Source organism: Mesorhizobium sp. P2_F8 (assembly GCF_056403655.1).
In genome coordinates this window covers 1-7,242 of sequence record NZ_JBFUFB010000051.1, presented here as the reverse complement: position 1 = coordinate 7,242, position 7,242 = coordinate 1, and the positions used below count along the sequence as shown (strand labels likewise).

The 7,242-nt window shown below is 59.8% G+C and carries 6 protein-coding genes and 1 pseudogene; 4 read left to right on the top strand and 3 right to left on the bottom strand.

Annotation, left to right across the window (positions count from 1 at the left end; all coding sequences use genetic code 11):
* Nucleotides 1–89 (bottom strand): annotated as a pseudogene (locus tag AC1DZP_RS35295) (IMP dehydrogenase); the annotation flags it as partial.
* A gap of 510 nt (nt 90–599) precedes the next feature.
* Nucleotides 600–956 (bottom strand): DUF1330 domain-containing protein, encoded by a 357-nt coding sequence (locus AC1DZP_RS35290; protein WP_477228908.1) that lies wholly within the window; start codon nt 954–956, stop codon nt 600–602.
* A 920-nt stretch (nt 957–1,876) separates the two neighbouring features.
* Here AC1DZP_RS35290 and AC1DZP_RS35285 point away from each other — a divergent pair.
* From AC1DZP_RS35285 to AC1DZP_RS35270, 4 genes are all read left to right on the top strand, one after another.
* Nucleotides 1,877–2,743 (top strand): MBL fold metallo-hydrolase, encoded by an 867-nt coding sequence (locus AC1DZP_RS35285; RefSeq protein WP_477308874.1) that lies wholly within the window; start codon nt 1,877–1,879, stop codon nt 2,741–2,743.
* A 685-nt stretch (nt 2,744–3,428) separates the two neighbouring features.
* On the top strand, nt 3,429–5,366 hold the full coding sequence (locus AC1DZP_RS35280) for an FUSC family protein (protein WP_477308872.1): 1,938 nt from the start codon (nt 3,429–3,431) through the stop codon (nt 5,364–5,366).
* Nucleotides 5,363–5,566 carry a DUF1656 domain-containing protein gene (locus AC1DZP_RS35275; RefSeq protein WP_457155382.1) on the top strand — a complete coding sequence of 68 codons (204 nt, stop codon included), beginning with the start codon at nt 5,363–5,365 and terminating at the stop codon, nt 5,564–5,566. Before AC1DZP_RS35280 ends, AC1DZP_RS35275 begins: the two co-directional genes overlap by 4 nt.
* A 43-nt stretch (nt 5,567–5,609) precedes the next feature.
* Nucleotides 5,610–6,884: an HlyD family secretion protein gene (locus AC1DZP_RS35270; protein ID WP_477308870.1), complete on the top strand. Its 1,275-nt coding sequence runs from the start codon at nt 5,610–5,612 to the stop codon at nt 6,882–6,884.
* 103 nt (nt 6,885–6,987) lie between these two features.
* Here AC1DZP_RS35270 and AC1DZP_RS35265 read toward each other — a convergent pair.
* A partial coding sequence (locus AC1DZP_RS35265) for an IMP dehydrogenase (protein WP_477308868.1) occupies nt 6,988–7,242 on the bottom strand: 255 nt, incomplete at its 5' end.

The window sequence follows — 7,242 nt, the reverse complement described above, 5'->3', positions numbered from 1 at the left end:
CCGACGCCGGCAACGATGCGGGTGGTGCAGATCGAGCCCGGGCCGATGCCGACCTTGACGGCATCCGCGCCGGCGTCGGCGCAGGATTGAAGGGCGAGACTCGCTCCGGAATGTGCATTGTGAACGAAAGCCCATGCGCCTGCACGAACGTCTCAGCGAGCTTTTCGCCGACGTCATGAACGATCGCCTCCAGGATCGCCTCATAAACGCTGCCAGTGTCTTCCTCGATCTCCGCACTGCCGATACCCACCCACGTCGCGCCCTCGGTCTGAGCACAGCGCTCTTCGAGAAAGCGGACAAGCTTTGTGGCGTCGTAGGATCGCATGAAAAATTGCGGTCTCGCCTGACACGATGTCATCATCGCATAGGCTCGGCGAGTCTGGCACGCCAGACAAGGTCCGCAAAGGGTGGAGAGCGGTCCTTACGGCGAACGACCATCCGCTTCGCCATCACCGCTCCCGGTGCAACCTCAAATCGCAGATGTTGATAGAACGAGACGACCTTCGTGTTCGTCTCCCATACCCGCAGTTGCACCTTCACGACGCCACGCCCACGCTTCGCCGGCTTCGACCATCTGCTTGCGCCCAACGGTCATCGGGTCACGAATGCGATTTGTCGATCATTTCGCGGATGCCTGCCGCAAAGGCTTTGACAGTAAAGCCGGGCGGTAGAGAGTCGATCAGTGCAATATCCGAAATCGCGCCTTTGAACCGAAGTGGACGCAATGCCGTGTACTCAGGTGAGTTGTACCATTTGTCGAGTGACTGCCGATCTGGGAACTCCATGACTACTATCGAGCCTGGCCACGCACCCTCCAACACATCGACCGGCCCTTGAGCTAACCATTTGCCCCCGTAGGGGGCGACTGTCGCCTCCACCTGATCAAGGTAAGACAGCGCATCCAGGTTGGGGATGTCACCGGGAATGCGAAGATGATTGACGAGATACGTTGCCACGGTGTCGCCTCCTGAACTTTCGTTTGCCGGGACCGGGCTCGGCCAGCAAGTTCATTGCGCATACTAGGTGGCTAAGGCCATTCGTCGAGTCATACAAAGGTTTGGTCGAGACAAAGGGCGGAAAGCTCTTCGGCCCCGACTCACGGGAGGAGGTTGGTAGCAGCGCAGAAGTCCGAAATGGGTCGAAAGCGGACTTAAGACTGATAGTCTGCAATGTGTCGATACGCGACAGTTCTGATGGCGATCCGTACGTCCGAAGATGGCAGTGCGCCTGTTGAGTTATTGACCTCGCGACGACCGAAGCCGGAAGGCAACCAGCTCTAGTCTTTTGAGGCGGCGTGAGGTCGGGAGGTAAGTTAGAGGAGGGTTTCAAATAGGCTGCCGGTATCGTCCTCAATCTCGGCGCTGCCGATGCCAGCTCCTTCGCATCGGCGAACAGCTTATGCGTCAACTCGTGCCCGGAGATAACATCCACTACGACGTGCCAGGCAAATTGGAGCCAAGCCACTTCAGCACGCCTACCGACGCAAATTTTGAGTTTTGGGCACAGCGCAAGAAGGCAGAATGCATGGCAACCACTTCACCGGACTCGAAGCTTGCCAAGCCGCAGTGATCGGAACGCACCACTCCTCAACACTCACACCAACGGATAGTCCGGATACCCATTCGTGTGAGCCGCTGATCCGGACGAACAATGGCCGCCTCGACACCTGTCCGGCAACATTCACATCAGCGATGGGCCGAACAGCCAATACGATCTGCAGCTGGTCGCTGACGCCACCACGGCACGCGGAAAGTGCGACTGTGGGGAGTTCCTTTCTGAAGAAGTTGGCAACTCGGAAACTGGTTGAAATCAGCACCCCAATATCGACGCGGTTGCAACCGCTTTGCGAACCCTTTGATGAACACGGAGATATCAGATGAGCTCAGTTGAGGCTTCAGGCGCCGCCCTGACCTGGGAAGTACTTACCGTAAAGCGCCCAGGACTTAGTCGTGAGTTGCCTGCCGGGCAAGAGAGGTGGGCTTGGGTGGCGAACTCGTCGACCCTTATCTCGGGCGAGCGGGATGCAGTACTCGTCGACACTTTTCTGACGACCGAGCAATCCTTGACATTGCTGAAATGGGTAATCGCGAGCGGCAAGAACCTGACCGCGATCTATATCACGCACGGACATGGCGACCATTTTTTTGGCCTCGCGCCAATCCTGGAGCATTTTCCAACCGCAAGGGCTGTCGCGATACCCGAAGTTGTCAAGGCGATGGAGGCGCAACTGTCACCGGAATCGATCGATGGGTTTTGGCGCAAGCGTATCCCCGACGGGATACCCGAGCGGCTGCTGGTGGCCGATCCACTCGGTGAAAACGAATTGGAGTTAGAGGGACACAAACTCGTCCCTGTCAATACGGGGCAGACCGACACAGCCTGCTCTACAAGCCTGCATGTGCCTTCTATCGACCTGATCGTTGCAGGCGACGTCGTCTACAACGGCATTCACCCTTATCTCGCAGAGACAACCGCGCTGAGCAGGCTTCAATGGATCAGTGCCCTTGAGAAGCTTGAAGCACTTGAGCCGAAGGCGGTTGTTGCCGGCCACAAAATACCGGAAAACGACGATGACCCCCGCAACATCGGCGAAACGCGGAAATATCTGCGAGATTTCGATCGCCTCGACAAGATCACGAATACTGCGCGCGACCTCTACGACGCGATGTTGGAGCTTTATCCCAACCGCGCCAATCCGGGCTCGCTCTGGGGCGGTGCGCAAGCCGCAAAGAAGCTTGACTGATTGCCAAATTGCGCAGCGCGAAGACAAGGCTCCTTTCCCCAAAGCCAGCGCAGGCGTTCTCGTGGTGGTCCAGACCGCGGTATCCTCTTGCTGCCAGAGAGACCGCCAGACCGATAGCCGCAAAAGCTATAGGCACTCTCCAGCCCCTGCCATCGTCCATAGGCCAAACGCTTGGCATGGCGCGACGTGTACTGTGAACTGTGTCGACTCGCACCCCTCCTGCGGTATGCCCGGGTCGTTCGTCCAGCGCCCTTTTCACCTGTGGCGCGGGCCTTTTCGAGGCAATCCTGTGGTTCCAACTCGGCCGCCGTAGTGCGCTTACCGTGCTTCGCGTTGCGGTATGCCGCAGCGCCGCAAGGAAGAAAGCATCGCAACCACCGCACCCGACTCGAAGCTTGCCAAGCCGCGGTGACCGGAATGCACCGTACCTCAAACATTCACACCAACGTATGGTCCGGATATCCATTCGTCTGGGCTGCGTATCCAGTAGAACAATGGCCGCCTCGAGACCTATACGGCAATATCCACATCAATGGTCGCACGCACAGCCAATACGGTAGCGACAGTTTTCAGAGCCTTGGCTGTTAAAGGCCTTGCTGCAAGGTGTGCCGCGTAATGCAGGCCAGCTGAGCCATCGGATTCGGAGCAACAGGCATACCAGCTTGAGCCACCTCGCAGGAGTGCGATGAGTATTGCTGTCGTGCGACATCCGACCATCGTCGCAGGATTTCCTCCTGCGTCCTGGGCGTTCGCGCTCAGGATCCGGGTGGCCATCGTCGCGGCCCTCTATACGAGCTTTTGGCTCGAGCTGCAGTCGCCATCTACGGCGGCGCTCACAGTCACCGTTCTGGCACTACCCACTCGCGGCCAAGGTATGGAAAAGGCCGCCTTCCGGCTGATCGCGACCGTGCTCGGCGTCATGGCGTCGGTCGCCATCGTCGGGCTCTTCGCCCAAAGCGGCGGAATCATGCTCGCCGCGTTCGCTGCATGGATCGGGCTGTGTGTCTACACGGCAGGATTGCTGGACGGCAACCGCGCTTACGCTGCAGCACTCGGCACGATTACCGTTGCTCTCATTGCGATTCAGCAAATCGATAGTCCCCAGCAGGTCTTCGAGACGGGCGTGGCGCGTGGCGCGGCCATCGCCGTTGGTGTTCTCTCAGTCACTTTCGTGAACGACCTTTTGGCTGCCCCCGACCATTATCCGAAAGTGGCCGCCCAACTCGAAGCGTTGCAGCGCCGGGTCGCGGATTACGCCCAGGGCACGGTTCGCGGTCAGGCCATGCCTGCCACGATGGCAGCCGGACTCCTGCACGAGATCACGGCGCTGCGTCCTGATATAGCGAGCCTCGCCACAGAATCGAGCAACGGACAGGCGAGAAGCGCGGCTGCCCGTGCCGCGGCAGTGGATCTCGTCGCTGAACTGGCTACGGCCCGGGCACTGGAAACGTTGCCGGTCGCCGCCGAACCGCGGCCGCGGGAGCAAGCTATCTCCGAACTTGAAGCAAACTCCACCGTGCCCAGGTTCAAGTGGCCTTCAGGCAGCTTGGCAGAAGGCTCATCCGGTCTGATGGCGATATGTCTCGCCTGGCTCACTGGAGAACTGCTCCGAAGGAACAGGGACGTGCGGGGCAGCCTCGACGCATTGCGGGCAGGAAACCACGGCTCCCACGAGTGGCGCACCCCTTTATACCGCTCCCGCCGCATTGCGGCGGAGACCGGCGTCAGAGCCGCAATCTCCTTTGTGCTGCCATCGATGTTCTTCATGATGACGGGGTGGCCGGCAACCGAAGCCTGCCTTGCTCTTATTGCCGTGCTGATTGGGTTGAGCGCTACCGTACCTGACGCACGCACCTTCACGACGCTCGCGGTCGTTGCCATGCCGATCTCCTGTCTGCTTGCCGGTATTCTGGAGTTCGTGGTTCTGGACGGCGTCACCGGGTTCCCTTTGCTGGCGATTGGTCTGGCGCCTTTCACCATCGGCTGCGCACTGCTGACAACGTTGCCAAATCCGATCCTGTCGACCCTTGGGCGGTTGACCCTGATCTTCGTCATAGCTTTCTTCGCACCAAGCAACCCACAGACCTACGATCCACAGACCTTTCTATTCGTCTGCTTTTTCGCGTGTCTTGCGACAAGTTTGCTGTTTGGAGTTCAACTTCTGATCCCTCCGGTGTCGAACGATCACCGGCTTCGCCTTCTGCTGGAAGACGCTCGCCGCGAGCAGCGCAGTCCGAGATTTGACCGAGCTGGGCACCTCGCACGGGAAGAGGCCACGTTTCGCGATGCCTCGCGGATCGGTGAGATCGTGACTGCGGCTGGTGCATCTCCGCGGAATAGCCCGGTTCTCGATGAAGCCATGTTGTGGTTCGACCGGGCGGCGGCGCTGCGACTGTGTGGCGCCGGATTGGATCGGCTGGCAACCGGCCCGCTGGCAAATGTGGCCGACGCAGCACGTGCGGCGCTTGTCCAACGGGACGGGCCCGCATTGTTAAGCTCGGCCAAGGCTTTGGGTGAAGCCGCCGCATCCGGGCACAATCCAGTCGCCACCGCGGCGTGCGCAGCGCTCGTCCTGGCGAGTGTTTCCTTCACGGACAGGTCTATGGAGAGCGGCGACCCATGACGCACACGTTTCGGGAGCTCGTCATAGGCGGAGTTCTGGTAGCGCCCATAGTCACCTATGCAGCGATTGCGCTCGTCCTCGTCATAGTGCTGCGCCCGCTCCTGCATCTTATTGGATTCTCGGGGTATTTCAGCAATCCGTCGATCGCCGAGCTTAGTCTGTTCGTCGCGATTTTCGGGCTGCTTACTATGCTTCTTTAGGGAGAAGGTCATGGAGATTCCCCGGCCTCAGGATCAAACGATAATGCTGGACGAATCGCCCTTCGAAGAGCAGATCACCGTCGGCGACGCGACCCATGACTCCCCAATACCAAAGCCGGTAAGCCGGGTCGGAGGCGACAGCCCAGTTGGCCGGCCTCAGATGCCCTCGGCGTCGGCGCCATCCATCGCCTCGACGCGCGGTGGTTTCGGGCGTCTTCTTCTTGCGGTTGGCAAGCGCCTTTCCACGCTCGCCATCGCGCTGTTCGCTGGCCTGATCGCGGTTCTCACATGGCAGGACTATGTGCGGGCGCCTTGGACGCGAAATGGCACCGTTCGTGTGCAGGTCGCGAACATCGCGCCTCAGGTATCGGGCCAGATCGTCGAACTTAGGGTGGCCGATAACCAGTTCGTCCGCCAAGGTGACGTGCTCTACGTCATCGACCCGTTCGACTTCCAGGTTGCTGTGGCCACCGGCAAGGCGACGGTGGCCCAGGAAGCGGCGGACCTGCAAGTCAAGAAGGTCCAATCCGATCGGCGCCAACATTTGTCGTCTCTTGCCACGACACCCGAGGAGCAACAGACCTTCGCCGGGAACGCCGCTCAGGCCAAGGCCCAGTTCGACGCGGCGCAGCAGGAACTTGCCCAGGCCGAACTAAACCTCACGAGGACCAAGGTCGTCAGTCCCGTCAGCGGCTATGTGACCAATCTGCTGCTGCGGGTGGGCAACTATGCGCCCACAGGGGTGACCAATATCTCCGTGATCGATTCCGACAGCTTTTGGATCGATGGTTATTTCGAGCAAACGAAAATGGCGCGGATCTGCTTTGGCGATCGCGCCGAGGCGAAGCTGATGGGTTACGCCGAGCCGATCCTTGGACACGTGGAAACAATCACCCGGGGCATCAGCGTATCGAACGCTGCCCCAGGCACCCAAGGGCTGCCCAACGTCGATCCTATCTACACCTGGGTACGCCTCGCGCAACGCGTGCCAGTCCGCATCGCCATCGACTACGTTCCGGCGGGTGTGCCCCTCGTTTCCGGCATGACGGCAACGGTGACAATCCGGCCGGTTACAGGAACCGATCACCGAAACTGGTTCGATCGCGTGCGATCAGATGTTGCAGCCAGGTTTTCCGAGCTTTGGTACGGCTCGGTGTCGCGACCGGGTTGTTTGGCCGACAGGGCCGGAGCACACCCTGCAACGGAATCGATTCCAGTGCCTAGGGCGAGCCCGGCCTCATCTCCAGAGCAGATCAGTCCAGGCATCGCTCCCGGTATGGACGTAGCTCCGCGCAGCAGTGGCCAGCAGGACCACTGACATACGACGGCGGATTGCGAAATATCGCAGTAAGGCTTCTAGGCGCGGGACGCGTAGATCGCATCAGCGTAACTATTTCAAATCAAACAGCTTTTTCATGACGTCAGAGTCCGCCGGGATAATTCGGGCTTTCGCGGGTAATCGTGACGTCATGGGCGTGGCTTTCACGAAGTCCGGCGTTGGATATGCGTACAAAAGTGGCGCGTTCGCGGAAATCGGCAAGATCGCGACCGCCGACATAACCCATAGCGGCTTTCAGCCCGCCTGCAAGCTGGTGCAGCACGCCAGACACAGGTCCTTTGTAGGGAACTTGCCCCTCGATGCCTTCCGGGACCAGTTTCAGCGTGTCGCGCACCTC

Bases quoted from the DNA above. Each gene is read 5' to 3' on its own strand.
- AC1DZP_RS35275 (WP_457155382.1), top strand. From the start codon at position 5,363: ATGACGCACACGTTTCGGGAGCTCGTCATAGGCGGAGTTCTGGTAGCG.
- AC1DZP_RS35280 (WP_477308872.1), top strand. From the start codon at position 3,429: ATGAGTATTGCTGTCGTGCGACATCCGACCATCGTCGCAGGATTTCCT.
- AC1DZP_RS35270 (WP_477308870.1), top strand. From the start codon at position 5,610: ATGCTGGACGAATCGCCCTTCGAAGAGCAGATCACCGTCGGCGACGCG.
- AC1DZP_RS35285 (WP_477308874.1), top strand. From the start codon at position 1,877: ATGAGCTCAGTTGAGGCTTCAGGCGCCGCCCTGACCTGGGAAGTACTT.